This window comes from Dermacoccus sp. PAMC28757 (assembly GCF_014302635.1).
GTDB classification, from domain to species: domain Bacteria; phylum Actinomycetota; class Actinomycetes; order Actinomycetales; family Dermatophilaceae; genus Dermacoccus; species Dermacoccus abyssi.
This window is the reverse complement of sequence record NZ_CP060292.1, coordinates 184193-208447: the sequence shown is the minus strand read 5'-3', so window position 1 is coordinate 208447 and position 24255 is coordinate 184193. Positions and strand designations below refer to the sequence as shown.

The window sequence follows — 24255 nt, the reverse complement described above, 5'->3', positions numbered from 1 at the left end:
AACGTTGGGCGATCTCAGCGCAGGCGGACCCCGACGTCGGCCGCGACGGCCTCGACCATGCGGGTGAGGCGGACCGTGCGTTCGGGCATCGAATCGCGGTACTCCGCGAGCGTCACGAGGCCCGGGCCCGGGAAGGCCCACGCGCGGGCGCGCGCCGTCGTGGCTTCGTCGGCTGCGGCGGCACGGGCGAACACGGCGCGTGCTGGAGCGTCGAACAGATCCCACGCGTAGACCAGATCGACGGCAGGGTCGCCCACGCCGAGTGCGCCGAAGTCGATGACGCCGGCCAGGGTGCCGCCGTCCCTGACGAGGACGTTCTCAGCCGAAAGGTCGGTGTGCACCCAGGTCCGGGAGCCGGTCGCGGCCTCCACTTCCCGCAGGCTTGCCCAGGCCAGGCGCACCTGCGTCGGGTCGAAGAGGTCGCTCAGCGTGGCGGCGGCCTCGTCGACCCACGCGTCGGTGGCGTCGGTCACCGGATCGCCGCACCGGTAACCCCAACGCTCGGCGCCGCCGATCTCGCCGTCCGTGTCGACGGCGTGAAGCTCGGTGACGAACTCCCCGAGTGACGACGCGAGCGACCGCTGCGCCGAAGCGTCGAGGTTCGTCGGAGTTCGACCCTCGATCCAGGTGACGACGGCCCAGTGTCGAGGGAATGTCTCGCTCGGCGTTCCGACGAACTCGACGCGCGGGATCGGCGTCCTCACGCCGGCTCCGAGCGTCGGCAGCCAGGTGATCTCGTTGCCCAGATCCGTGGCGTAGTCGTCGGAGCGTGGGAGGCGAAGTGCGAGGTGACCTCCAACGCGAAACACCCAGTTGCTGCTGCCGGAGGCCGGGCTCGGGCGCACGGCAAGCTGGGCGAGGTGCGGTGCCTGCTCGCGCAGGAGCTGAGTGGCCAGCGCGGCGTCGGGTGCAGAACTCATGGTGTCGGGAGTTTTACAGCCGGATCCTCGCGCGGCGACCGATTTTCCCCAGCGTCGGGCGAAACGCAGCGTCAGGCGCGCAATGCGACGACGGTGATCTCGTGCCGGTTGTGCTGCAGCTGTCGGGCGAAGGTGATGTCGTACGCCTCGCTCAGCATGTTCATCGCCTCGTCGGCCTGCTTGACCGGGTTGTTCGTGCCCAACTTCAGCGTGACGATCGCCGTTGCGCCCGGGTTCAGCATGTCGGACGCCTCGAGCATCGTGTGGGCCGACAGCTGCGGGGGCATCCGCATGTCGTTGACGATGAGGTCGACCCGACGCGGGAAGGTAGCGACGAACTCCCCGGCCGTCGTCCGGTGGTGTTCCACGCCGCCCAGGTCGAGCACGCGCTGGTCGAGACCGGCCGGGTCGACGGCGTGCACGTGGCCGTACCCGCGCGAACGCAGGATGCGTGTCCACCCGCCAGGGCTGGCGCCGAGGTCGACGGCCACGTCCCCCTCGGGCGGGTCGATGTGGGTGAACAGCTCCTCGAGCTTGAACTCCGCGCGGCTGACCTGCTCCTTGCGCGAGGCAAGACGGATGCGTCCACCCGCCCAGTCGGACAGGGCGTAGCGCGAGGGCGTGACACCCGTCGTCACCCGGTCCTCACCGAGGCAGACCGACAACGCGAGGTCGGCGCCGCCGGGCACGACCCGGACGCCCTCGTCCATGAGCATCTCGAGGAGGGGCCGACGCACCTTGCCGGGCGCCCACGGGCCCTGCCCCGAATCCCATGTGTGCAGGGAGATGGCCGAACCGGGCGTGTACTCGCCGGAGTCGGCCAGTGCCTCGAGGCGCGTGGCGATGCCGTCGAAGGCCCACTCGGCGATCTCCTCGGCGTCCTCGTGCTCAAGGGACTTCGTCGTCGCGTGCTTCTCGACGGCGGCGAAGTGCTTGCAGAAGCGCAGGTAGCCGGACGAGGCGAGTTCGTGAAGTCGCTCGATGCCGCCGTTCTTCAACTGGACGAAGCCCGCGTCCTCACCCACGCGCGTCACCTTCTCCACGTCGGCCTCGCGGCGTAGTTCGACGACGGCGAAGCGGTAGTAGTCGGCGGTCGTGGAGAACAGGACGGGAAGGTCGATCACGTCAGTCAGTCTAGGCGTGAGGACGCGTACGGCCGCCGCCCCGGGAAGGGGACGGCAGCCGCAGCGCGTGGAACGGGTGAGCGATCAGCTCGTGACGTACTCGTCACCGTCGTCGATGTCGTCGAAGACCGCGGCGTCGATGCAGTTGCGCACGAGGAACCAGCCGCCGACGAGCAGGAGTACGAGGATCGGGCCGCCGAAGCGAACGGCAGCGGCCGACTCGGGGCTGCTGTCCGTCGGGTCGATCGCGATGAGCACGAGAACCGCAGCGAGGAACACGAGCGCGATGATGTTGAGCACCGGCGCACCCTTGAGGCGGAAGTCCGGACGCTCCAGCTCGCCGCGCGCGGCCTTGCGGACCATCATCATGTGCGAGATGAGGATCATCGACCAGACGCCGATGATGCCGACGGTGGCGACCTCGAGAGCGATCTCGAAGGCGTGCGACGGCCACTTGAAGTTGATGACGACGCCGATCGCACCGAAGGCGGCCGTCGCCAGGATGGCGGCGTAGGGAACCTGGGTGCGGCTCATCTTGCCGAGGATGCGCGGCGCCGTACCGGCCACGGCCATCGAGCGCAACACGCGGCCGGTCGAGTACAGGCCCGAGTTCATCGACGACGCGACGGCCGAGATGAGGACGACGTTCATGATGTCTGCCATGCGCACGCCACCGACGTGGAAGCCCACGCGGTCGAGCACAGTGACGAAGGGCGACTCGCCCTGCTTGTACTGCGCGGTCGGCAGGAGGAAGCACAGAAGCGTGATGGTGCCCACGTAGAAGATGAGGATGCGCCACAGCACCGAGCGGACGGCCTTCGGCATGACCTCACGCGGGTTCTCGGTCTCACCGGCGGCGACGCCGATGAGCTCCATGGCGGCGTAGGCGAAGATGACGCCGGTCAGCAGTGTGAACATCGGCGAGACACCGTTGGGGAAGAAGCCCGAGTCGGTGATGTTGTGAACGCCGGCGCTGGCGGGCTTGCCGCCGCCCGAGAGGTCCTGGCCCACGATGATGAAGTAGATCGAGGCGAGCATGAACAGGATGATCGTGGCGACCTTGATGGCCGAGAACCAGAACTCCATCTCGCCGAACAGCTTGACGCCGATGAGGTTGATGGCCAGGGCGGTCACGAGAGCGATGGCGGCCCAGCCTCCCTGCGGAAGGGCGTCCTTGAGCGGGCTCCAGAAGATGAGGAAGCTCGCGATGACTGTGGAGTCGGCGATGAGCGTGAACGCCCAGTTGGTGAAGTGGAACCAGCCGGCGGCGTACGCGCCCTTCTCGCCGATGAACTCGCGGCTGTAGGACACGAAGGCACCCGAGGAGGGGCGGTAGAGCACCATCTCACCGAGCGCGCGCACCACGATCATGGCGACGGCGCCACAGATGGCGTAGGCGAAGATGAGCGACGGGCCTGCGGAGTGCAGACGCCCGGCCGATCCCATGAAGAGGCCGGAGCCGATGGCGCCACCGATGCCGATCATCTGGATGTGGCGGTTCTTCAGGTGCTGGGCGTAGCCGGCGTCACCGGAGTCGCCGGATCCGCGAGGTGCGGCCGGCGGCGCGTCGAGAGTCGAGGACATGCGGAGCCTTTCAAGGGGAAGGGCCTTCCCGCTGACCCCGTGACTCGAGTGGGCGGAAAAGTGCCGTGCGTCACTGTAGGGCTCGCTCAACTCCCGAAAAACGAGACGATGCTGCGTCGCCGCGACCAACCTGTGAGACGGACTGCGCTGCAGCGGTATTCGACCTAACCAGAGGTGTGGCTCACAGCAAGATGAAATCGATCTGTGACCTGTTGAGCGCTTGGTAGATGACTACCGTCAGGTAGTGCAGGTCACAATTCGATGCTCCTTCGCGGATCACGTGAACCGGACACGGCAAGAGGCGCACCTCCCGAATCGGGAGATGCGCCTCTCGTACAAGCGGTGTCAGACACCGAGAACGATCAGTTCTTGAAAGCGTCCTTGATCTTCTCGCCGGCCTGCTTGAGGTTGGCGACGCCCTGGTCGCCCTTACCCTCGGCCTCGAGCTGCTCGTTGTCGGTCGCCTTGCCGTAGGCCTCCTTGGCCTGGCCGAACTTCTCGTCCTTGGCGTTGTCCAGCTTGTCGTCGAAACCCATTGCTGAACTCCTTTCACTCGATGACAGTTGCTTCGACCCTACTCCGGGCCCTTCGCCCTGGCCAGAGGTTTTCACCGGCTCACCCGGGTGGGTGGAGCTCCAAGCGCTGACCGGTCCAGCGTCGGCGCAATATCCGGTCATGGCTCGCGACGACGACCGCCCCGGGGTAGTCCGCCAGGGCACGCTCGATGTCTTCGGACAGGAGCAGGGAGAAGTGGTTGGTCGGCTCGTCGAGCAGCAGGACGTCGGGCGGCAGCGCCAACAGGACGGCGAGGTCCAGCCGACGCCGTTGCCCGACGCTCAGGCTGTTCACCGGCCGGGTCTCGTCGCGCCCGGCGATCAAACCGAAGGTGGCCAGCGGACGCCTGGCAACGAGTTCGGCGCCGACGAGTTGCTCGTACGTGTCGCGGACGCTTTCGTCACCGCTCACTTCGGCGTCCTGGCCGAGCAGGGCGGCGCTCACGCGCGGGGCGACGGTGACGCTGCCGCCGTCGGGAGCGATGCGCCCGCAAGAGCCTCGAGCAGTGTCGACTTGCCGCATCCGTTCGGGCCCTCGACGAGCAGACGCTCTCTGGCTGCGAGCGCGAGACTCGTCGGTCGTAACCGATCTCGGACGGCGACGTTCGACGCCGTGACGAGCGCCCCGCTCGGCAATTCGCCGGCGCGGCGGGCTGCGGCGAACGACCGATCCGCGTTGAACCGCAGGTGCTTCGGCGGTTTGCGCACCTGCTCGTTCTCGAGGCGCTCGAGGGCGGTGCGGGCATCGTTGACCCGGCGAGCGACGACGGTGGCATTGCGGTCGGAGTAGAACTTCTTCGCGCCGCGCGCCTCGGTGCGCGGCCCGCGCTCGGGGTGCCCGACGCGGTGATCGTCGTGCAGGCGCCCACGCAGCCGGTTCAGTTCGTCCTGCTCGCGCTCGTACTGCTCCTGCCAGCGCGTCAGTTCGTCGGCCCGGGCGACGACGTACTGCGAGTAGGTGCCGGTGAACCGGGTGACGCCGTGGGCGGCGCCTGCGTCGGAGGCGTCGGCGACGCGATCGACCTGACGGTGCGGCATGGGCCGCGGGTCGAGGTCGAGCAGGTGGCTCACCGACTCGTCGAGGAAGGCGCGGTCGTGGCTCGCCATGAGCACCGGCCCCGGCCATGTGTGGAGCATGCGCGCGAGCAACTCGGCGCCGCGGTCGTCGAGGTGGTTCGTCGGCTCGTCGAGCAGGAGCGTCTCCGGTCGGCGCACGAGCATCCACGCGAGGGAGAAGCGGGCGAGTTGGCCCCCGGAGACCTCTCGTACAGGGCGCTCGCGGGGGATGTCGGCGATGCCGAGGCCCTCGACCAACTCGTCGATCGTGTGGTCGAGCTCCCACACGCCGCGGCGTTCGGCCTCGGCGAGGGCGAGCTCGAGTCGAGTACCCGCTCCGGGGTCGTCGGGGTGCGCGGCCAGGTGCTCACCGGCCGACGTCACCTCGTCGCCCAGAGCGCGCAGGGGCGCGGCGGCGTCCCGGAGCACCTCATCGGCGGTGAGATCGAGTGAGAACGGCGGCTCCTGGTGGAACAGGCCGACCTCGTCGGGCGCGCTCACCGTCCCCACGTCGGCGTCCTCGAGGCCCGCGACGATGCGCAGGAGCGTCGACTTGCCGGTGCCGTTCTCCCCGATGAGCGCGGCCCGTTCGCCCGCGGCGACGGCGAACGAGATGTCGGTCAGGACGCGGCGGTCGGGGTAGCTCTTCGAGATGCCGTCGAGACGAAGGTGTGTGCCGCGGGGTGGGTTCGGATGCATGGGCCCCCTCGGGTCCGGAAGCTCCCACCGTACGGGTGGGGCGCCGTCGTCGGCACCCGATTTTTCGCCGGGCTCAACCGGTCAGCGCGGCTCGTCGATCTCCTCGCGGGTGCGGCCGGTGTCGCGCAGCTTCGTGTCGAGGCTGACGCGCTCGTCGAAGATGAAACACTCACCGTCCCAGTCCTGCTCGGCGTCCGGCATCTGCTGGAAGTAGTTGAGGATGCCGCCCTGCAACTGGAAGACCTCGAGCCCCAGATCCTGCATCCAGGGGCTCGACTTCTCACAGCGGATGCCGCCCGTGCAGTACATCGCGATCTTCGTGCCGTTCTCGCGCCACTCGTCAGCGTGGTCTTCGACGTAGTCGGCGAAGTCGCGGAAGTTCACGACGCCCGGATCGACGGCGTCACGGAAGCGGCCGACGCCGTATTCGAAGCTGTTGCGGTTGTCGAGGACGACGACGTCGTCGCGGCGGATGAGTTCACGCCACTGCTCGGGCGGCACGTCAGTCGCGTGCACGTCGTCCATGCGGTTCGGCATGTCGAGGCCGTCGACGCCGAGGGACACGATCTCCTTCTTCGCCTTGACGAGCATGCGACGAAACGGCGGGCGCTCGAACGCCGTGCGCTTGACGACGATGCCGTCGAAAGCGTGAGCGACCGTCGCGTCGGCGCTCGCGGTCTCGAGGAAGGCATCGATCTGCTGCGGCGTGCCGGCCAGCATCCCGTTGACGCCTTCGGACGCGACGAGCACCGAACCGCTGAGCCCGTGGGTGAGTTCGCGCAGACGCGCCACGGCGGCGTCGACGTCGTCGAAGGCGGCGAACCGGTAGAACGCGATGTGGTCGCCGCGAGTGGGCAGGGCGCTCAACGTCGTCGGGTCGGGACGGCGATCACGCGTGCTGCTCATGTCGACCATTGTCGCGTACGGCGCGCTCACAGCGCGGTGACGGGACGTTTGACAGCCTCGTCACAGCCTCGGGCCGTTCTCTCGGGCGGTGGGGGCAGCCTGCGTTGTGCGAGCTGCCCCTCAACTCCTCATGAGAGAAGGGAAGAAAATGTTGAACAACACGATGAAGATCGTGGCCGGCCTCGGCGCGGCGGGCACGCTGGCCGTTTCCGGAGCCGCGCTGGCGAACTCGCAGTCGCCGGCTCCCACGCCGTCCAGTTCCTCGAGCACGCAGGCTCAGTCCGGGGACGCGGGCAAGGGTGGCCCCGGCGGTCACCAGCACACCGAGGTGACCGGAGCGACGAAGACGAGCGTCGTCAACGCCGTCAAGGCCAAGGATGCCGCGGTCTCGATCGAGCGCGTCATGGCTGATCCGGACGGCTCGTACGACGTGCTGGGCACGAAGAGCGGTGCGAAGGTCATGGTCGAGGTGAGCAAGGACCTCAAGACGGTCGAGGTGCGCACCGGCGGTCCGGGCGGCCCCAGTGGGCGTGATGGGCGCGGCGGGCCCGGTGGTCACGACGGCAAGCAACGCCCCGCCGACGTCACCGGCTCGACCCTGACGAGCGTCAAGAGCGCCGTGAAGGCGAAGGATGCTGCGGTCACCGTCGAGCACGCGTTCAAGACGCCCCAGGGTGGCTACGTCGCGCTCGGCACGAAGTCGGGCCAGCGCGTTGCCTACGCGGTGAGCGCGGACTTCAAGACTGTCACGCTCGACCCCCACGGTCCGCGTGGAGGCCACAGCCCGCACGGCGAGCGCGGTCAGGGCGGGTCGACGCAGCAGTCACCGTCGGCGGGCCAGGGTTCGGCTTCCTCCTCGGCCTCGACGGGCGCCGTCAACTCCTGATTTCGCGGCATCCATCGGCTTCGGGGCCGAGCAGCGCCTCACGCGTGGCTCGGCCCCGAATGCGTGGGAGCCCTCAGTCGTCGTCCTCGGCGTCCGCCGTGGGGTCGGAGGCACCCGCGTCGACGATGTTCGGGTCGTCCCACCCGACGAAGCGCCAGTCACCCGGGCGTCCCTCGAGCGTCACGACCGCGGTGTTGAGCAGGCGCTTGTGCTCGGCGTCCTTGGGCGTGATGCCGGACGCCTGCGACGTCGCCCAGAGGCGGATGACGGCGCCGTGGCTGACGACGGCGACCGCTGCGTCGTCCGCGAGCCCTTCGACGGCGCGCGCGATGGCTGCCTCGTAGCGTTCGAGAACCGAGTGGCCGTCCGGGCCGCCGGGCATCCGCTCGTCGAGCTCGCCCTCGGACCAGTCGAAGACGGTCGTCAGGTAGGTCATGTGTGACTCGTGCGTCGTCATCATCTCGAGATCGCCGGCCCCCACTTCGCCGAAGCCCTCGTCCTGCAGAGGCTCGAGCGCCCGTGCGCGAGTGAGTGGCGCGGCCGTCAGAACGGCGCGGCGGTGCGCTGAGGAGACGACGCGATCGAGGGGTGTGCCGTCGAAGCGGCGCACGAGATCCTCGGCCTGGCGCATGCCGAGATCGGTGAGGCCGGCGCCGGGCAGTGCGGTGTCGAGGGCACCTGCGACGTTGTTCGGAGTCTGTCCGTGCCGAATGAGGTGCAGCGTGGTCATGCCCCGATTGAATCACCGCAGCCGGCACCCGCCGGGAGCGTGTCTCGCGGTCGAGAAGGTGCGGTGACGCCCGACCTTCGCCATGATGAAGCGATGAAGCCTTCCCCCGCCGTCTTGTGCCTCGTCTCCGTCCTCGGGCTGAGTGCCTGCAGCGGCGACGGTGGATCGGACGGTTCGAGGAACGGCGAGTCGAAGGCATCGACATCGAACTCAGGAACGTCGGCGAACTCCTCGCCGCAGCCGTTCAACGGAAAGACCTCGTGCACGGACGTCGTCTACGTCGGTGACTCGGTGAGTGTCGGCATGGTGAGCAAGGACCAGATTCCGAACCGGGCGGAGCGGCTCGAGGCGCGCTTCGCGAACGTCGGCGTCAAGAACCTGTACGTCAACGCCTCCGGCGGCCGGTCTGTCTTCGAGCGCTTCATGAACCGGCCCAACGTCATGGACGTGCTGACGCCGAAGCTCACCTCGACGTTCAAGGGCTGCTACGTCATCGCCACCGGCACGAACGACGCGGCGAACGACCACACCGGCAGCAACATGAAGATCCGCCAGCGCATCGACACCGTCATGAAGGCGACGAAGGGGCGGCCCGTGTTGTGGCCCCTGCCGGCGACGATCGCGACGAGCGGGTCGTACAACGACGCGTACATGCGCGACATGGATGCTCAACTGCGCGACGCGACGAAACGCTACCCCAATCTGCGTCTCTACGACTGGCGAGCCGAGCGCGAGGAGGAGTGGGTTGAGGGGGATCGGATCCACGACGACCGTCTCGGCTCGCGCTACCGTGCCGCGATGTACGCCAACGCCCTGGCCGTCGCGTTCCCCCAGGGGCGCCCGGCGAACCCGAGCACCGTCGTCGGCTCGGCGTGGGGCAAGAAGCCGTCGCCGGCGAACCGGCCGAAACTGCCGTCGGTCAAGGGGGACGCCGTGGCGTTCTGGGCCGGCGACAAGGAGGCGGTCGAGCTGTACGAGAGCGGTCGCAAACCCTGAGCCATCCGAAAGGGGAGTTGGCTGCGCGCCACTCACTACGTCGGTAGTGTGATCTGCGGCACAACTTCCGAGATCTGGTGGTGACGGTGATGACGACGACTGCGGAGCTCGTCAGTGGCGTGGTGACGAACAGGGTGAAGCCCCTGGTGCGCTGGGGCCTGACGCATGCGGTGCCGAGCCGCGTCCTCAAGGACGGAGCCGACAAGGGTGACCTCCAGGCGCGCCTCACGGTCGAGGCCCAGAACCTCTCGCCCGAGGAGATCGCCGAGCTGTTCAGCCAGATCCGCGCGCAGGGTCCGCTCGTGCGCAGCAAGTTTTCCTACGTCAGCGTTGACTACGCCGTCGTCAAGGAGGTGCTCAGCTCCACCCAGTTCCGCACCGGCTTCCCCGGTGACGACCGCCCGGCGATTTCGCGCCTCGTGCAGTGGGCACGGCGCGAGGGCCTGCACCCCGTGGAGCCGCCGTCGATGCTCGTCACCGACGGCGACGACCACACGCGCTACCGCAAGCTCGTCTCGCGGGTGTTCACCGCGCGCGCCGTCGAGGGGTTGCGCGAGCGGACGGAGGCAATCGCTGCCGACCTGCTCGACGAACTCGCGGCCAGGGGCGGGCCGGTCGACCTCGTCGCCGCCTACTGCGAGAAGCTGCCGGTCGCCGTCATCTCGGAGATCCTCGGCGTTCCCGAGAGCGAGCGGGCCAACGTCCTGCGCATGGGCGGACATGCCGCAGCGAGCCTGGACCTCGGCATCGACTGGTCGACGTTCCGCACCGTCGACGGCGCCCTCGACGAGTTCGACGAATGGCTCGGAAAGCACTTCGACCACCTGCGCGCCAACCCCGGTGACGACCTGTTCTCGACGCTGCTGCACGCCACGGACGACGAGGGGCGCCTCAGCGAGCGTGAGCTCAAGGCCACCGCCGGCCTCGTGCTCGCCGCCGGGTTCGAGACCACCGTCAACCTGCTGAGCAACGCCATCCGGCTGCTCGTCGAGCACCCCGAGCAGTTGGCGGGCCTGCGAGCCGACCCGTCCGGTTGGGGCAACGCCGTCGACGAGGCACTGCGCTACGACCCGCCCGTACTGCTCACCGGCCGCTCGGCGGCCGAAGACACCGAGGTGGCCGGACAGCACGTGGGTGAGGGCTCGATGACGACGCTCGTGCTCGCCGGCGCGAACCGCGACCCGCAGGTCTTCGACAACCCCGACGCCTTCGACGTCGCGCGCGAGAACGCCCGCGACCACCTGTCCTTCTCCGCGGGCAGGCACTTCTGCCTCGGAGCGGCGCTCGCGCGCATGGAGGGGGAGGTGGGCCTGCGTGCCTTCTTCGACCGCTTCGACGTCGAGTTGCTTCCCGGGGCGGGCCGCCGACCGACACGCATTCTGCGCGGGTACGAGACGCTTCCCGCCCGCCTCGTGCAGCGCTCGAACTGAGTGGTTCCGAGGCGTTGTCGCAGCCGCCGGGTAGGGTTGAATTGAGGAAGTAACCGACGCGCAGAGAGGCCGGCATCATGGGTCTGTCACCACTTGAATGGCCTGTCCTGCGTCAGGTGCGCTCGGGCGACTTCCTCGGCCGCGGCCCGGCTGTGACGAGCGAGAAGACGCGCACGCTCGAGCCGCGCACGACGACGGCCGACCGCAGCGTCCAGTCGGTGTGCCCCTACTGCGCCGTCGGCTGCGGCCAGCGCGTCTTCGTCAAGGACGAGAAGGTCGTCGCCATCGAGGGCGACAAGGACAGCCCCATCTCGCGTGGCCGCCTGTGCCCCAAGGGTGCGGCGAGCGAGCAGCTCGTCAACAACCCCTCGCGGATCAAGCAGGTGCTCTACCGCAAGCCCGGCGGCACCGACTTCGAGCCGATCGAGCGCGACAGGGCCATCGACATGGTGGTCGAGCGGTTCCTCGACACGCGTCGACGCACCTGGCAGGAGCGCGACGAGAGGGGCAACTTCCTGAGGCGAACGATGGGTATCGCCTCGTTGGGCGGAGCGACGCTCGACAACGAGGAGAACTACCTCATCAAGAAGCTGTTCACCGCAGCCGGGGCCATACAGATCGAGAACCAGGCGCGTATTTGACACAGCGCCACGGTTCCCGGTCTGGGGGCCTCATTTGGGCGTGGTGGAGCCACTAATCCACTGCAGGACATGGCGAATGCAGACCTCATCATCATCGAGGGGTCGAACATGGCCGAGTGTCACCCCGTCGGTTTCCAGTGGGTGACCGAAGCCAAGGCGCGCGGCGCCAAGGTCATCCACATCGACCCGCGCTTCACGCGCACCTCGGCGGTGGCCGACAAGCACGTCACCATCCGTGGTGGCTCCGACATCGTCTTCCTCGGTGCGCTCATCAACCACGTCCTGTCGACGAACGCGTACTTCCACGACTACGTCGTCGCGTACACGAACGCCGCGACGCTCGTCAGTGAGGACTTCGTCGACACCGAAGACCTCGACGGGCTGTTCTCCGGCTACGACCCCGAGACGGGTCAGTACGACCAGAGCTCATGGCAGTACGCCGACCCCTCCGGCGAGCAGGGCACGTCGAGCGACGAGAAGAGTGGTTCGTCCGGGCATCACGCGTCGGGTGGTGCGGAGTCGCACGGTTCCGGCGGGCCCTCGCTCGCCCACGCCGAGGTGCTGCGCGACGAGACGCTGACCGATCCCCGCACGGTCTTCCAGATCCTCAAGCGTCACTACGCGCGCTACACACCCGAGCTCGTCGAGAAGGTCTGCGGCGTCTCGCCGGAGGACTTCCGCTACGTCGCCGATGCCCTCGTCGCGAACTCCGGGCGCGAACGCACCACGATGTTCGCCTACGCCGTCGGCTGGACCCAGCACGTCTCGGGCGCGCAGATGATCCGCTCGGCGGCCATCCTGCAGCTGCTCATGGGCAACGTCGGACGCCCCGGCGCGGGCATCATGGCGCTGCGCGGGCACGCGACGATCCAGGGGTCCACCGACATCCCGACGCTGTTCAACCTGCTGCCGGGTTACCTGCCGATGCCGCGCGTCGCGGAACACGAGACGATTGAGGACTACGTCGACTCCATCGTGTCGAAGGACGCGAAGGGCTACTGGGCCAACGCGGACGCGTACGCCGTCTCGCTGTTCAAGGCCTGGTTCGGCGAGCACGCGACGCCCGAGAACAACTTCGGACTCGACCTCATGCCGCGTCTGACGGGTGCCCACGGCACCTACCAGTCGATGATGGGCATGATCGACGGCGACGTCGAGGGCTTCTTCGTCCTCGGCCAGAACCCGGCCGTCGGGTCGGCGAACGGCAAGCTGCAGCGCAACGGGTTGCGTCACCTCAAGTGGCTCGTCGTGCGCGACTTCCAGCTCATCGAAACGGCCACGTTCTGGAAGGACGCGCCGGAGATCGCGTCCGGCGAGTGGAAGACCGAGGACATCGACACCGAGGTGTTCTTCTTTCCGGCAGCCACGCACGTCGAGAAAGCCGGCTCGTTCACCCAGACGCAGCGCCTCGTGCAGTGGCGCCACAAGGCCGTCAACCCGCCGGGTGACGCGCAGAGCGAACTCGACTTCTTCCACGAGGTGGGCGTGCGCATCCGGGCCCGCCTGGCTGATTCCGATGACCCGCGCGACCTGCCGCTGCAGGCCATGACGTGGGACTACGCGAAGGACGAGCACGGCGAAGTGGTGCCGGAATCCGTCATTGCGGAGATCAACGGCACCGACGCCGAGGGCAAGCCGCTTTCGACGTACGTCGATCTCGCGGCCGACGGCTCGACGTCGTCCGGCTGCTGGCTGTACGCGGGCGTCTACGCCGACGGCGTCAACCAAGCAGCGCGACGCAAGCCCGGTGACGAGCAGGACGAGACGGCCGCCGAATGGGCGTGGGCGTGGCCGGCGAACAGGCGCACGCTCTACAACCGCGCGTCCGCCGACCGCGACGGCAAGCCGTGGAGCGAGCGCAAGAAGCTCGTGTGGTGGGACGAGGAGGCCGGTCGCTGGACGGGCCGAGACATCCCCGACTTCCCGGCGACTACGGCGCCCTCCTACCGGCCGGACAAGGGAGTCGGCGGGCCTGACGGCCTCGCCGGCGACGACCCGTTCATCATGATGGCCGACGGCAAGGCCTGGTTGTATGCGCCGCTCGGCCTCGTCGACGGCCCACTGCCGGCGCACTACGAGCCGGCCGAGTCACCCCTGGCGAACCCGCTGTACCGACAGCAGGCCAACCCGACGCGCGTCGTCTTCGAACGCAAGGACAACCTCAACGCGCCGAGTTTCGGCACGCCCGGCGGCGACGTCTACCCGTTCATGTTCACCGTGAACCGGTTGACCGAGCACCACACCGCCGGCGGCATGAGCCGGTGGCTGCCGTACCTCGCGGAACTGCAGCCGGAGATGTTCGTCGAGGTCTCGCCTCAGCTGGCGCAGGAGCGTGGGCTCGAGAACGGCGGATGGGCCACCGTCGTCTCGGCCCGTGCCGCGATCGAGGCGCGCGTCCTCGTCACGGAGCGAGCACGACCGCTGCGCATCGGCGGACGCACGGTGCACACGATCGGTATGCCGTATCACTGGGGCTCGAGTGGGTTCGCCCAGGTGGCAGGCGATTCCGCGAACGACCTGTTCGGCGTCGTCCTCGATCGCAACACGCAGATCCAGGAGGGCAAGATCGGCATGTGCGACATCCGTGCCGGCCGGCGCCCCGAGGGTGAGGCGTTGGAACGGTTCGTCGCCGAGTACCAGAGCCGCGCGGGCACGACCGTCCAGACGGGCAACGACCTCGCCCAGGGTGACGTCGAGGAGAGTGAAGACGACGCATGAGCGCACTGACGAGTTACGTGGCGCGCCAGTTCGGCGGCGCGGGCGACCCGGCCGAGGAGGCCGCGTGGGGTACTCGTGCGGCGACGGAACGCACGGGCGGGGCCCCGAACGAGCCGCTCGCGGAGCGGGTCGGCTTCTTCACCGACACGTCCATCTGCATCGGCTGCAAGGCGTGCGAGGTGGCCTGCAAGGAGTGGAACCGCAACCCGGAGGACGGGTACGGGCTCACGGGCCACTCGTACGACAACACGGGTGAGCTCGGCTCCGACACGTGGCGTCACGTCGCGTTCGTCGAGCAGTCGGGGGAGCGCATCGCGGCGGCCCGGAAGTCGGGGCGCAAGCTGGTCGACCTCGGTATGCCGAGTGTGCGCAGGGCTGAGTCGACCGAGACGCCCAGTGGCGCGGTCGGCGTGCAGCCTGAATCCTCGCTCGACGTCGACGTGTTCGCTCTGGCGTCGTCGCCGGAGGGCCTGACGCCGACCGCCGGTAGCGACGTGCCCGATTTCCGCTGGCTCATGTCGTCGGACGTCTGCAAGCACTGCACCCACGCGGGGTGCCTCGACAACTGCCCCACGGGAGCGATCTTCCGCAGTGAGTTCGGCACCGTCGTCATCCAGGCCGACGTGTGCAACGGCTGTGGGTACTGCGTCGGCGGGTGCCCGTTCGGCGTGGTCGAGCGTCGTGAGAAGGACGCCGTCATCAACCACGGCAACGCACAGAAGTGCACGCTCTGCTACGACCGGCTCACCGAGGGGCAGACGCCCGCGTGCGCGCAGACGTGCCCCACGACATCGATCAAGTTCGGGCCGCTGTCGGAAATGACGCGCCTCGCCGAGGAGCGCGTGGCCGAGCTTCACGCCCGCGGCATGACGGAGGCGCGCCTGTACGGCGCGGGCAGTGACGACGGTGTGGGCGGCACCGGCTCGGTGTTCCTGCTCCTCGACGACCCGGAGGTGTACGGGTTGCCGCCCGACCCGGTGGCGCCGTCGCGACACCTCGCGTCGTCGTACAAGCGGATGCTCGCCGCGGCCGGCGGCATGGCGGCTGCGGCAGCCATCGCATTCGTCGGAGGTGGCGTGTGACCAACCCGCTCGATTCCTACCGTGACCCCGAGGGCCCACGCCGCCGCCGTGGTGGCGGTGACAAGCGTCGCCGTCCGACGGACTGGTTGAACGACCGCCGCGAGGGACGCGGCGAGCGCGCTCTCGTGCCGGACGTGGAGTTCGACTCGTACTACGGGCACAACGTGGTCAAGCCGGTGCCGTGGGAGGCGCCGATTCCGATCTACCTCTTCACCGGTGGGCTGGCGGCAGGATCGCAGCTGCTCGCGGCTGGCGCGTACGTGACGGGGAACGCGCCCTTGCGACGCGTCACGCGCCTGACGTCCGGAGTGGCAACGGCGGTCAGCGGCGCTGCGCTCGTCGTGGACCTCGGGCGACCCGAACGGTTCTACAACATGCTGCGGGTGGCGAAACTGAGCTCCCCGATGTCGGTGGGTACGTGGATCTTCTCCGCGTTCGCCGGGGGCGCAGTACCGCTCGCCGGGTTGGAGACGCTGCGTCTGCTGCCGCGCAAGAACAGCGGTTCGTTGGCCTCGCTCATGGGGCGCGCGGAAGAGGCCGCCGCCCGGGTCGGTGGTGTGCGCCGCGGGGCGGTGGCACCTCGGCGCGCCGGCGTTCTCGGATTCATCGAGGACGCACTCGAACTCGTGGAGGCGCCGAGCGCTGCGCTGGGTGCGCTGGCTGCCGGCCCGCTCGCGACGTACACCGCTGTGCTGCTGTCGAACACGGCAACGCCGACGTGGGCCGAGTCGCGTCACCACCTGCCGTTCGTGTTCGCCGGCTCGGCGTCGGCCGCGGCGAGCGGAAACGCGATGGTGTGGACGCCGGTGGCGCACGCGGGGCCGGCCCGTGCACTCGCGCTCATCGGGTCGTCCGTCGACCTCGTGGCTCTCAACCGGCTCGAGAAGCACCTCGACGCCCACGGCGTCGGCGAACCCTTGCACCACGGAACGGCCGGAAAGCTTAACAAGGCGAGTCTGGCGCTCAACGTGGCGGGCTTCGTCGGGACGGCGCTGTTCGCGCGGCGCTCGCGGGTGGCGTCGGTGCTTTCGGGAGCGTGCTTCGTCGCCGGTTCGGTGTGTACCCGTTTTGCCGTGTTCGAAGCGGGAATGGAGTCGGCGAAGGACCCGAAGTACACGATGGCGCCGCAGCGGCGCCGCCTCGACGAGCGCGGCGGGACCGGCAACATCACGACAGGTCCGCGCACGGCCGACGGACGTCGTCCGCTGCCAGGGCCGGACGGTCACCCGGTCCTTCGGGACTGATGGAGAAAAGCGCTGGTTGTGCACGATATTTCGTGCACAACCAGCACTTTCGCGCTCAATCTCTAGCGCACCCGAATGCCGGGTTCACCCGTCACGGTGCGGCCGATGATCGGCGCGCCCGGCACCTCGCCGATGACGAGGAGCCCGCCGGAGGTCTGGGCGTCGGCGAGCAGAAGCAGTTCGTTCTCGTCGACCTCGGACTCGATGTGCGGGGCCACCCAATCGAGGTTGCGGCGTGTGCCGCCGGAGACGTAGCCGTCACGTGCCGCCTCGCGGGCGCCGTCGATGTAGGGAACGGCTGCGGCGTCGATCTCCGCCGCCACGCCCGAAGCGCGCATCATCTTCCACAGGTGGCCGAGCAGGCCGAACCCCGTGACGTCCGTGGCGGCCTTGGCGCCGACGTCGACCGCGGCGATGGAGGCGTCCCGATTGAGCGTCGTCATCACGTCGACGGCCTGGGCGAAGACCTCACCCGTGCGCTTGTGTCGGTTGTTGAGCACGCCCGAGCCGAGCGGTTTCGTCAGCGAGATCGGCAGGCCCGCCTCGGCGGCGTCGTTGCGCAGCAGCTTGGCCGGATCGGCAATGCCGGTGACGGCCATGCCGAACTTGGGCTCCGGGTCGTCGATCGAATGCCCACCGATGACGGGGCAGTTCGCGGCGCGACCGATGTCCGCGCCGCCGCGGAGCACCTCGGCCATGACGTCGAGGCCGATCCGTTCACGCGGCCACCCGACGAGGTTGATCGCGACGACAGGGGTGCCGCCCATGGCGTAGATGTCCGACAGCGCATTCGTGGCGGCGATGCGCCCGAAGTCGTACGGGTCGTCGACGACCGGGGTGAAGAAATCCGCGGTCGACAGGACGGCCTGGCTGCCGACACGGACCGCTGCGGCGTCATCACCATCGTCGAGCCCGACGAGGACGCTCGGGTTCGGCTCACCGACGAGGCCCTTGACCGCCTCCTCCAACTCGCCGGGCGGGATCTTGCACGCGCACCCGCCACCGGAGGCGAACTGCGTCAATCGAATCGGCTCCATGGTCCGACCCTACGCACGGCTCTCACTGGGATGTGATCGGGGCCGGTGCGAACCTGGCGGCCTGAGATGCGCCTGCCGCAGGTCGTGCACGATCGAATCGCGCCATCCGCGAAAGCGTGTTCGCTTGGTGAATGGACCAACATTCACTACCGTTGAGCACGGAGGTGTCAGGGTTCCTGGTGGGCCCCCCGGTCCTCAAAACCGGTGAAACCGAGTATCTCGGTTTGGCAGGTTCGATTCCTGTCCACCTCCGCCATGTGATTCTTCGCAAGCTCAGAAGCAAGTGGCCTGTGTCTTTTGCCGCGTCTTCCGGCCAGCGGCCTCGCAGGCTCGGCCTCTGGCTCGGTGCGACACGGCGAGCTTCCTCGCAGGCTCGCCTGAGAGGATGGCCGGGTGAGTGACGACCCGCGCCGCAGCATCCCGCGTACCGACGCACTGCTCGCCGATGCGCGCTTCGCTTCGGCTGTCCGCCGACTCGGCGTCGACGTCGTCAAGGCGTCTGTTGTCGAAGCCCAACGCCGCGCTCGCTCAGGCGAACTCGCGCCCGACGCCGTGGCGACCGTCGCCCTCGAAGCACTTCCCGGATCGGCGACGACGTTGCGCCGGGTCATCAACGCAACCGGAGTCGTCGTGCACACCAACATCGGTCGCGCGCCCCTCGGCGATGCTGCCCGCGAGGCGCTGCTCGCCGCGGCAGGTCACGTCGATGTGGAGTTCGACCCCACCACAGCACGTCGGGCACCGCGTGGCCGCGGCGCCCTCGAAGCTCTTCGCGAACGCGTCCCCGCAGCGAGGGGCGCCCTCGTCGTCAACAATGGGGCCGCCGCGTTGCTCCTGGCCTGCCTGACACTCGCCGAGGGGCGCGAGGTCATCGTCAGCCGCGGCGAACTCGTCGAGATCGGCGACGGTTTCCGTCTGCCCGACCTCCTCCAGTCCGCAGGAATCCGTCTGCGCGAGGTCGGGACGACCAACCGAACGCACCTTCGCGACTACGAGGCTGCGTCGGGGGACGCAGGGGTCATCCTCAAGGTGCACACGAGCAACTATCGCGTCGAGGGTTTCGCCGGTGTGCCGCGCGTTGCTGAACTCGCGACACTGGGCCTGCCCGTCGTCGCGGACGTCGGCAGCGGTCTCCTCGCGCCCGAACGGGTCCTGCCCGACGAGCCCGACGCCGCGACGTGGCTCGACGAGGGGGCCACCGTCGTCACGGCGAGCGGCGACAAGCTCCTCGGCGGCCCGCAGGCCGGCCTCGTGCTCGGCGACGCCGACGCGCTCGAGCGCATCCGACGTCATCCTCTCGCTCGTGCTGTGCGCACCGACAAGCTGACGCTCGCAGCCCTCGAAGCAACCCTGCGAGGCCCCGTCCCGCCGGTCCTCACAGCCCTTCGGGAAACGCCGGAGACCCTTCGCGAGCGCACGGAACGACTCGCTCGCCGGGTCGGCGGCGACGTCGTCGAAGTGGACGCCCGCGTCGGTGGTGGTGGGGCCCCCGGTGTGCCGTTGCCGAGTCTCGCGGTTGCCCTCCCCGACAGCTTCGCGGAGCCCTTGCGGCTCGGCGAGCCGTGCGTGGTCGCACGGACAAACGGCGGGCGCACCCTGGTCGACCTTCGCTGTGTGCCAAGCGAATCCGATGACGAAGTGGGGGAGGCCATTCTCGCCGTCGCTGCTGCCGTGGGCCACTGACCATGCGGGTCATCGCCACGGCCGGGCACGTCGACCACGGCAAGAGCACACTCGTTCAGGCGCTCACCGGCACCGACCCCGACCGGTGGGCCGAGGAGAAGCGCCGCGGCCTCACGATCGACCTCGGATTCGCGGGTCTGGAGTTGCCAAGCGGTGAGCACGTCGCCTTCGTCGACGTGCCGGGCCACCGAAGGTTCATCGGCAACATGCTGGCCGGTCTCGGGCCCGCTCCCGCCGTCATGCTCGTGGTCGCAGCCGATCAGGGGTGGCAGGCGCAGTCGAGCGAACACCTCGACGCCATCGACGCGCTCGGGCTCGAGACGGGTCTGCTCGTCCTCACCCGGTGCGGCCTCGCCGACGCCGACCGCGTCGCCGAAGTGCGCCGCTCTGCTCTCGAGCACATCGCGCAGACCTCCCTCGGCGCCGTGCGCGTCGTCGAGACGGACGCCGTGCAGGGCGACGGCATCGGTGAACTCCGTTCGGCCCTCGACGACCTCGTGGCGGGCATGCCACCGCTCGACGGTGAAGGCTCGGTACGGATGTGGCTCGATCGCTCCTTCTCGGTCAAGGGTGCGGGCACCGTCGTCACCGGCACACTCGCCCACGGCACGTTGCGCGTGGGGGACGAGGTGAGCGTCGCGGGCGAGCGCGCGACGATCCGCTCTATCCAGGTGCTCGGAGAATCGCGTGACGAGGTCGGCCCCGTCTCGCGTTGCGCTGTGGGGTTGCGCGGGATCACCCGGGACGCCGCTCCCCGCGGCAGCGCGCTGCTTCGTCCCGCCGGGGGTCTGGAGTCCACGACGATCGACGTGCGCCGTGAGACGGGTTGCGCGTGGTCGGAGTCCTCGCGTGAGGTCTCCGTGCACGTCGGCACCGCGGATGTGCCTGCCCGTGTGCGGCCGTTCGACGACGAGACCGCCCGACTGCGGCTCGAATCACCGCTGCCGCTGCGGCTGGGGGATCGCGTCATCGTGCGCGACGACTCGGCCGCGCGCATCCACGCAGGCGCCACCGTGCTCGATCTCGACCCGCCACCGCTCGAGCGGCGCGGTGCTGGAGCCGCCCGCGCCGCGACGTTGGCGGGGTGGGAGAGCGGCCGCGCGTCCGATCTCGTCGTCGACCGGGGGCACGTTTCGGTCGCCTGGCTCGAAGGCGCCGGAGCGACGGGTTGGGGCGACTGGCCACTGGCTCTGCCGAACGGAGACGGTTTCGGGATCGTCGACCGCGTGGCTGTGTCGGCCGCGCAGGTGACCGCGTGGTCGCAGCAACTCGACGAACACGTGGGCAACGACGCCCGTGACCCGCTGAGCCCTGGTGTCGCTGTTGCAGCGCTCGCGCGCGAACTCGACACGTCCCCCGCCGTCGTCCATCTGCTGGCCGCGGCCTCCGGCCTCGACGTGGACGCCGGACGCGTGCGGGGCGCCGAACACCGACGTGACCTGGGCGGAGCGGACACCGCCCTGGCCCAGCTCCGTGAACGCCTGCAGGCGAGCCCCTTCGATGCTCCTGAGGCCGACGACCTCACCGCTTGGAAACTCGGCTCCCGGGAGATCGCTGCCGCGGCCGAGCGGGGACTCGTGCTGCGCCTGCGAGCGCAGCCGGCGGACATCGTCCTGCTGCCGGATGCGCCGGCGCGGGCCATGCGTGAGCTCGCGGCGCTCCCGCAGCCGTTCACGACGAGCGATGCGCGTCAGGCTCTCGGCACGACCCGCCGTGTCGTCATCCCGCTTCTCGAGCACCTCGACGCTCGCGGCTGGACCCGGCGCGACGGCAATACCCGGACGGTTGTGCGGTGAGCGCTACGTCAGTGCAACGCGGGCGATGACGCCCAACGCGCTCGTCGTCGCGAGGGCGAAAACGACCCGCTTGAAGCGAACCTGATCGATACGGTGACGCAACGGCTGGGCCAGCAGCGCGCCGACGGCCATGAACGGCAGCCACCCGAGGCCGGCCGTCCAGGCGTCGCGAGGTAGCTGACCCCCGACGACGAGACCGGTGAGTGACAGTAGCGAACCGACGAGGAAGAACGGCGCGAGCGTGGAGCGTGCGCGTTGTGGCTGCTCCTCCTGAAGCGCGAGGCTGAAGAAGGGGCCGCCGATCGACGCAGCCGTCGCCGAGACGCCGGTGAGGGCGCCGGCGACGGACGACGTCACGGCCCCGGCGCGTACCCGCACGCGGGCGAGGGACCCGGCCACTGCGACGAGCACCATGAAGGCCACCCCGAGGGATATGGCGTCGCCAGAGGCGTGCGCCACGACCCAGACGCCGAGCGGCATGGTGAGCGCACGGAAGCCGATGGCCCAGCCGAACGGGCGCCACAGGATGTCTCGCCCGTTGCGCAGGATCTCGACGACAGGCAGGGGCAGGACGACGAGCAGAAGCGCCGCCGGCATGACCTGCGGCGCGAACGTCACGACGAATGGCGCCGCGACGACGGCCAGGCCGAACCCGGCAATGCGCTGGACGAAGGCACCGGCGCAGACGAGGAACCCGAGCAGGACGAACGTCGTCCCGCTCAGGCCCACGTCACAGCTCCGGTCAGCAGGATGTCGAGCCGCTCTTGTTCTTCTTGTACGTGCAGACGTGGACGGCCTTGCCGGCGGCGTTGCGCAGGGTGGCGGTTTCACCGCTGTTGTTCCACACGAAGCTGTTGCGGCTCACCGGCTTGAGGCCCTTGACGGCCTGACCCCAGTAGAGCGTCGTCGAGGAGTTCTTGCCCTGGCCGGAGCGAATGACGACCGACTTCTTGGCCCCGAGCTTGAAGCCCGTCGGGATGACGTAGACGTGCTTGGAGCCCCTGTCCGAAACGCGGTAGCCGCCGATGGTGATCGTCTTCGCGGTCGTGTTGGTGAGGGTGATGTACTCCTTGTTGAGGTTGGCAGCCGTCACCTTGTCGTTGCCCGGCAGGTCGACGACCCAGCGCGAGAACTTCACGGCGGGTGCCGCCTGAGCGGCCGGTGCCAGCATCGGGGCGGCGAGCATCATCGTGGCAGTGGCGAGTACGGGCATCGTGCGCATGGAAATGTCCTTCAGGATCAGGCGTGGTCGTGCACCCGACCCTGACGCGTCATCCTGACGTGGACCGCGCCTTGTGGGGCGGGCCGTTGCAGGTGCTCGAGGGGAGGCGCTTCGTGGCTGCGATGACAGCCAGGGTGATTCTACGTTCAACTACCGCCGGAGGTGAGCCGTTCGCCGGGAGAGGTGTGACATCCGGGCGTAGGAGGTTTCGGGAACAAAGCAAGAGACCCTCACCGAAGTGAGGGCCTCTTCCATCTGTCTCAACACAGAGTGCACCCGTAGGGATTCGAACCCCAAACCTTCTGATCCGTAGTCAGATGCTCTATCCGTTGAGCTACGGGTGCGGGCTGCGAGGCGCTTATCGCGCGTTGCAACGAGATAGAACTTTACACATCTGCAGGCCGAAACGCGAATCGGCTCCTGCCACGGGCTGACGGCCTGCTCAGCCGCCGTAGGGGAGCGTCGGCAGACCGATGACACCGGGCGTGCAGGCGAAGAGCGCGCCCGCCTCGGGTTCCGCGTCGTCGGGCAGGTTCTCGCGTGACGTCGTGATGTAGAGGGTGTCGAGGTTGATGCCCCCGAAGGCGGGGCAGGTCACCTGCGACGGGCCGACCTCGACGATCTCGGAGAGCTCGCCGGCGGCGTCGTAGCGGCGCACCGCGGACCCGCCGAACAGTGCCGTCCACACGCCGCCCTCGGCGTCGACCGTGAGGCCGTCGGGGTAGCCGATGCCGTCCTCGAGGCGGACGAAGGGGCGCGGGTTCACGAGGCCGTCCTCGGGGTTCCAGTCGAAGACCTGGATCGTGCGCGTCGGGGTGTCGTTGTAGTAGGCGAGGGAGCCGTCCGGCGACCAGCACAGGCCGTTCGAGATCGTCACGTCGCCGAAGACGTGCGACGGCATGTGGTTGGGGTCGAGACGCCACATCGACGCGGCGCCTTCGCTCTGGTCGTAGGCCATGGAGCCCATGTAGAAGGAACCGTCGGGGGAGCATCCGCCGTCGTTGAAACGGGTGCGCGGCTCGTGATCGGCGGGCCACAGGTCGTCGATGCGCTCGATGTCGTCGAAGTCGGCGGAGCGTGTGAGCGCGAAGCCGCGCTCCGTGGCGACGATCGCGCCGCCGCCGAGGCGGGGGCGCAGCGCTGCCGCGACGTCACCGACGTGGAAGCGACGCACGTCGCCGTCGTCCTGCAGTTCGAGCACGTCGCCGGCAAGCATGTCGACGTAGCGCAGGGCCGCGTGCCCGTTGCCCCAGTCGTTGTGCCAGATGACACCCTCGCCGTGGTACGTGTGCGGTGTGGAGACTGCCTCGGCGTTCATGGCCCCAGGCTAGCCTCCCGCGAAGATGGTGGGTTCGAGTGCCGGACTAGGCTCAGACGTCCTCGGCCTTCGTGGTGGCCGGGTCCCACTTCGTCAGGCCGTCGTACTGCCAGCCGCGGTCCTTGACGGCCTCACGCGACTCGAGGCGCACCGTCGGGGTGAGGCGGTCGAGGTAGAGGTAGCCGTCCAGGTGGTCGGTCTCGTGCTGGAGCATGCGGGCGAAGAAGCCGTGCCCCTCGAGGACGACCTCGTTGCCGTCGAGGTCGGTACCCGTCACCTTCGCCCAGTCGGCGCGCGCCGTCGGGAAGTGCTCACCCGGCACCGAGAGGCAGCCCTCGTTGTCGTTCTCCTCGTCGGCCTCGCCGGCGGGCACGCGGCCCTTCTCGAGCTTCGGGTTGATGACGACGCCCTTGCGGTTCTCGCCGAGGTCGTCGTCGGGGCAGTCGTAGACGAAGATGCGCTGCTTGACGCCCACCTGGTTCGCCGCGAGGCCGACGCCGTTCGAGGCCTCCATCGTCTCGAACATGTCGTCGACGAGGGTGCGGATGTCGTCCGTGATCTCCTTGACCCGCTTCGTCGGGGAGTGCAGAGCCTTGTGGCCGACGATGGTGATGGGGCGGATGGCCATG

21 protein-coding genes and 2 tRNA genes are annotated in these 24255 nt (G+C 68.9%); 9 read left to right on the top strand and 14 right to left on the bottom strand.

Annotated features, from left to right (window positions below):
- Positions 1-14: 14 nt before the first annotated feature.
- The 7 genes from H7F30_RS00935 to H7F30_RS00910 all read right to left on the bottom strand — a co-directional run bounded on the left by H7F30_RS00935 (position 15) and on the right by H7F30_RS00910 (position 6843).
- Complete coding sequence (locus H7F30_RS00935) at positions 15-920, bottom strand: phosphotransferase (RefSeq protein WP_255464913.1); 906 nt, start codon at positions 918-920, stop codon at positions 15-17.
- Positions 921-991: 71 nt separating this feature from the next.
- The gene (locus H7F30_RS00930; RefSeq protein WP_255464912.1) at positions 992-2044 is read right to left on the bottom strand and encodes an SAM-dependent methyltransferase; all 1053 of its coding nucleotides are present in this window, start codon (positions 2042-2044) and stop codon (positions 992-994) included.
- An 84-nt stretch (positions 2045-2128) separates the two neighbouring features.
- Positions 2129-3628, bottom strand: a complete 1500-nt coding sequence (locus tag H7F30_RS00925; protein ID WP_187036168.1) for an amino acid permease — start codon at positions 3626-3628, stop codon at positions 2129-2131.
- A 362-nt stretch (positions 3629-3990) separates the two neighbouring features.
- On the bottom strand, positions 3991-4164 hold the full coding sequence (locus tag H7F30_RS00920) for a CsbD family protein (protein WP_047310571.1): 174 nt from the start codon (positions 4162-4164) through the stop codon (positions 3991-3993).
- A 79-nt stretch (positions 4165-4243) separates the two neighbouring features.
- Positions 4244-4627, bottom strand: coding sequence for an ATP-binding cassette domain-containing protein (locus H7F30_RS14820; RefSeq protein WP_255464911.1), 384 nt, complete (start codon positions 4625-4627; stop codon positions 4244-4246).
- A complete protein-coding gene (locus H7F30_RS00915; protein WP_255464910.1) occupies positions 4624-5937 on the bottom strand; it encodes an ATP-binding cassette domain-containing protein in 1314 nt (437 codons plus the stop codon). Before H7F30_RS00915 ends, H7F30_RS14820 begins: the two co-directional genes overlap by 4 nt.
- 81 nt (positions 5938-6018) lie before the next feature.
- Positions 6019-6843: a rhodanese-like domain-containing protein gene (locus H7F30_RS00910; RefSeq protein ID WP_255464909.1), complete on the bottom strand. Its 825-nt coding sequence runs from the start codon at positions 6841-6843 to the stop codon at positions 6019-6021.
- Positions 6844-6991: 148 nt separating this feature from the next.
- On the opposite strand from H7F30_RS00910, the gene H7F30_RS00905 reads away from it, so the two are divergent.
- Complete coding sequence (locus tag H7F30_RS00905) at positions 6992-7729, top strand: hypothetical protein (RefSeq protein ID WP_187036167.1); 738 nt, start codon at positions 6992-6994, stop codon at positions 7727-7729.
- A gap of 73 nt (positions 7730-7802) precedes the next feature.
- Here H7F30_RS00905 and H7F30_RS00900 read toward each other — a convergent pair whose 3' ends face one another.
- Positions 7803-8459 (bottom strand): histidine phosphatase family protein, encoded by a 657-nt coding sequence (locus tag H7F30_RS00900; protein ID WP_187036166.1) that lies wholly within the window; start codon positions 8457-8459, stop codon positions 7803-7805.
- Between the two features lie 93 nt (positions 8460-8552).
- On the opposite strand from H7F30_RS00900, the gene H7F30_RS00895 reads away from it, so the two are divergent.
- The 5 genes from H7F30_RS00895 to nrfD all read left to right on the top strand — a co-directional run bounded on the left by H7F30_RS00895 (position 8553) and on the right by nrfD (position 16570).
- Entirely contained in the window at positions 8553-9455 is a 903-nt protein-coding gene (locus H7F30_RS00895; RefSeq protein ID WP_187036163.1) for a hypothetical protein, read from the top strand.
- A gap of 89 nt (positions 9456-9544) precedes the next feature.
- Positions 9545-10885: a cytochrome P450 gene (locus H7F30_RS00890; protein WP_187036161.1), complete on the top strand. Its 1341-nt coding sequence runs from the start codon at positions 9545-9547 to the stop codon at positions 10883-10885.
- Positions 10886-10959: 74 nt separating this feature from the next.
- Complete coding sequence (gene fdh, locus H7F30_RS00885) at positions 10960-14244, top strand: formate dehydrogenase (RefSeq protein ID WP_370563159.1); 3285 nt, start codon at positions 10960-10962, stop codon at positions 14242-14244.
- Positions 14241-15326: a 4Fe-4S dicluster domain-containing protein gene (locus H7F30_RS00880; RefSeq protein WP_187036157.1), complete on the top strand. Its 1086-nt coding sequence runs from the start codon at positions 14241-14243 to the stop codon at positions 15324-15326. Before fdh ends, H7F30_RS00880 begins: the two co-directional genes overlap by 4 nt.
- Positions 15323-16570: an NrfD/PsrC family molybdoenzyme membrane anchor subunit gene (nrfD, locus tag H7F30_RS00875; RefSeq protein ID WP_187036156.1), complete on the top strand. Its 1248-nt coding sequence runs from the start codon at positions 15323-15325 to the stop codon at positions 16568-16570. Before H7F30_RS00880 ends, nrfD begins: the two co-directional genes overlap by 4 nt.
- A 62-nt stretch (positions 16571-16632) precedes the next feature.
- Here nrfD and selD read toward each other — a convergent pair whose 3' ends face one another.
- The gene (gene selD, locus H7F30_RS00870; protein WP_187036153.1) at positions 16633-17607 is read right to left on the bottom strand and encodes a selenide, water dikinase SelD; all 975 of its coding nucleotides are present in this window, start codon (positions 17605-17607) and stop codon (positions 16633-16635) included.
- Between the two features lie 160 nt (positions 17608-17767).
- Between selD and H7F30_RS00865 the strand changes: the two genes are divergently transcribed.
- From H7F30_RS00865 to selB, 3 genes are all read left to right on the top strand, one after another.
- A tRNA-Sec gene (locus tag H7F30_RS00865) sits at positions 17768-17863 on the top strand.
- Between the two features lie 137 nt (positions 17864-18000).
- Complete coding sequence (gene selA / locus H7F30_RS00860; RefSeq protein WP_187036151.1) at positions 18001-19290, top strand: L-seryl-tRNA(Sec) selenium transferase; 1290 nt, start codon at positions 18001-18003, stop codon at positions 19288-19290.
- Between the two features lie 2 nt (positions 19291-19292).
- On the top strand, positions 19293-21086 hold the full coding sequence (gene selB / locus H7F30_RS00855) for a selenocysteine-specific translation elongation factor (protein WP_187036149.1): 1794 nt from the start codon (positions 19293-19295) through the stop codon (positions 21084-21086).
- 3 nt (positions 21087-21089) lie between these two features.
- Here selB and H7F30_RS00850 read toward each other — a convergent pair whose 3' ends face one another.
- From H7F30_RS00850 to def, 5 genes are all read right to left on the bottom strand, one after another.
- Positions 21090-21815: a sulfite exporter TauE/SafE family protein gene (locus H7F30_RS00850; RefSeq protein WP_187036147.1), complete on the bottom strand. Its 726-nt coding sequence runs from the start codon at positions 21813-21815 to the stop codon at positions 21090-21092.
- Positions 21816-21828: 13 nt separating this feature from the next.
- Positions 21829-22308 carry a lamin tail domain-containing protein gene (locus H7F30_RS00845; protein WP_187036145.1) on the bottom strand — a complete coding sequence of 160 codons (480 nt, stop codon included), beginning with the start codon at positions 22306-22308 and terminating at the stop codon, positions 21829-21831.
- A gap of 271 nt (positions 22309-22579) precedes the next feature.
- Positions 22580-22652 (bottom strand) — tRNA-Arg (locus H7F30_RS00840).
- A 98-nt stretch (positions 22653-22750) separates the two neighbouring features.
- Positions 22751-23626: an SMP-30/gluconolactonase/LRE family protein gene (locus tag H7F30_RS00835; protein WP_187036143.1), complete on the bottom strand. Its 876-nt coding sequence runs from the start codon at positions 23624-23626 to the stop codon at positions 22751-22753.
- 52 nt (positions 23627-23678) lie between these two features.
- The gene (def, locus tag H7F30_RS00830) at positions 23679-24254 is read right to left on the bottom strand and encodes a peptide deformylase (protein WP_187036141.1); all 576 of its coding nucleotides are present in this window, start codon (positions 24252-24254) and stop codon (positions 23679-23681) included.
- Position 24255: the final 1 nt, after the last annotated feature.

What these genes read in the sequence shown, in the direction of transcription:
- H7F30_RS00835 (WP_187036143.1), bottom strand. Translation starts at nt 23,626, where the DNA reads ATGAACGCCGAGGCAGTCTCCACACCGCACACGTACCACGGCGAGGGT.
- H7F30_RS00925 (WP_187036168.1), bottom strand. Translation starts at nt 3,628, where the DNA reads ATGTCCTCGACTCTCGACGCGCCGCCGGCCGCACCTCGCGGATCCGGC.
- H7F30_RS00900 (WP_187036166.1), bottom strand. Translation starts at nt 8,459, where the DNA reads ATGACCACGCTGCACCTCATTCGGCACGGACAGACTCCGAACAACGTC.
- H7F30_RS00920 (WP_047310571.1), bottom strand. Translation starts at nt 4,164, where the DNA reads ATGGGTTTCGACGACAAGCTGGACAACGCCAAGGACGAGAAGTTCGGC.
- H7F30_RS00935 (WP_255464913.1), bottom strand. Translation starts at nt 920, where the DNA reads ATGAGTTCTGCACCCGACGCCGCGCTGGCCACTCAGCTCCTGCGCGAG.
- H7F30_RS00890 (WP_187036161.1), top strand. Translation starts at nt 9,545, where the DNA reads ATGACGACGACTGCGGAGCTCGTCAGTGGCGTGGTGACGAACAGGGTG.
- H7F30_RS00915 (WP_255464910.1), bottom strand. Translation starts at nt 5,937, where the DNA reads ATGCATCCGAACCCACCCCGCGGCACACACCTTCGTCTCGACGGCATC.
- def (WP_187036141.1), bottom strand. Translation starts at nt 24,254, where the DNA reads ATGGCCATCCGCCCCATCACCATCGTCGGCCACAAGGCTCTGCACTCC.
- H7F30_RS00905 (WP_187036167.1), top strand. Translation starts at nt 6,992, where the DNA reads ATGTTGAACAACACGATGAAGATCGTGGCCGGCCTCGGCGCGGCGGGC.
- H7F30_RS00910 (WP_255464909.1), bottom strand. Translation starts at nt 6,843, where the DNA reads ATGAGCAGCACGCGTGATCGCCGTCCCGACCCGACGACGTTGAGCGCC.
- H7F30_RS00895 (WP_187036163.1), top strand. Translation starts at nt 8,553, where the DNA reads ATGAAGCCTTCCCCCGCCGTCTTGTGCCTCGTCTCCGTCCTCGGGCTG.
- H7F30_RS00845 (WP_187036145.1), bottom strand. Translation starts at nt 22,308, where the DNA reads ATGCGCACGATGCCCGTACTCGCCACTGCCACGATGATGCTCGCCGCC.
- selD (WP_187036153.1), bottom strand. Translation starts at nt 17,607, where the DNA reads ATGGAGCCGATTCGATTGACGCAGTTCGCCTCCGGTGGCGGGTGCGCG.
- selB (WP_187036149.1), top strand. Translation starts at nt 19,293, where the DNA reads ATGCGGGTCATCGCCACGGCCGGGCACGTCGACCACGGCAAGAGCACA.
- H7F30_RS00880 (WP_187036157.1), top strand. Translation starts at nt 14,241, where the DNA reads ATGAGCGCACTGACGAGTTACGTGGCGCGCCAGTTCGGCGGCGCGGGC.